The sequence below is a fragment of the Rhodoferax sp. UBA5149 genome (genome assembly GCF_002413825.1).
Taxonomy (GTDB): Bacteria; Pseudomonadota; Gammaproteobacteria; order Burkholderiales; family Burkholderiaceae_C; genus Rhodoferax.
In genome coordinates this window covers 2,705-3,696 of record NZ_DHXT01000139.1, presented here as the reverse complement: position 1 = coordinate 3,696, position 992 = coordinate 2,705, and the positions used below count along the sequence as shown (strand labels likewise).

1 protein-coding gene is annotated in these 992 nt (G+C 60.2%); it reads right to left on the bottom strand.

The genetic code is table 11. From position 1 onward, the window contains the following. Window positions 1-992: acetyl-CoA carboxylase biotin carboxylase subunit (locus B3V69_RS11935; protein WP_296446811.1), on the bottom strand; the 992-nt coding region annotated here is incomplete at both ends.

Below are 992 nucleotides of genomic sequence, written 5' to 3'. Positions count from 1 at the left end.
CGCATCTTGGCAATCGCATCGAGCCGGTCTTTGCCGTGCACGATCAGCTTGCCGATCATCGAGTCGTAAAACATCGGAATTTCGCCACCATCCTGCACCCCGGTGTCGACCCGCACGCCGTACCACTGGCCGGTGTCGGACGCAAACATGGTCTCTTGCGGCGGCTGGAAGCGCACCAGGCGGCCGGTGGACGGCAGGAAATTGCGGAACGGGTCTTCGGCGTTGATGCGGCACTCGATTGCCCAACCGTCGCGCTTGACCTCGGCCTGGCTCAAAGGCAGTTTCTCGCCCGCGGCGACGCGAATCATCAGCTCGACCAGGTCCACGCCGGTGATGCACTCGGTCACCGGATGCTCCACCTGCAAACGGGTGTTCATCTCCAGGAAGTAAAAACTCTGGTCTTTGCCGACCACAAATTCGACCGTGCCCGCGCTCTGGTATTTCACCGCCTTCGCCAGCTGCACCGCCTGCTCGCCCATGGCCTTGCGCGTGGCCTCAGAGATGAAAGGCGACGGCGCTTCCTCAATCACCTTCTGATGCCGGCGCTGGATTGAGCATTCACGTTCATTGAGATAAATCACGTTGCCAAAGCTGTCGCCGATCAACTGGATTTCAATGTGACGCGGTTCCTCGACAAACTTTTCGATAAACACGCGGTCATCGCCAAAGCTGTTGCGCGCCTCGTTGCGGCAGCTGGTGAAGCCTTCGAAGGCCTCCTTGTCGTTGAAGGCGACGCGCAGCCCTTTGCCGCCGCCGCCCGCGCTGGCCTTGATCATGACCGGATAGCCGATGCCCTTGGCAATCTCCACGGCGCGCTCAGCCGTTTCAATCGCGTCGTTGACACCGGGAATGCAGTTCACGCCGGCCGCACCCGCCAGCTTCTTCGATTCAATCTTGTCGCCCATGGCGGCAATCGAGTAATGCTTGGGGCCGATGAAGACGATGCCCTCTTCTTCCACGCGTTTGGCAAAACCGGCGTTCTCGCTCAAGAA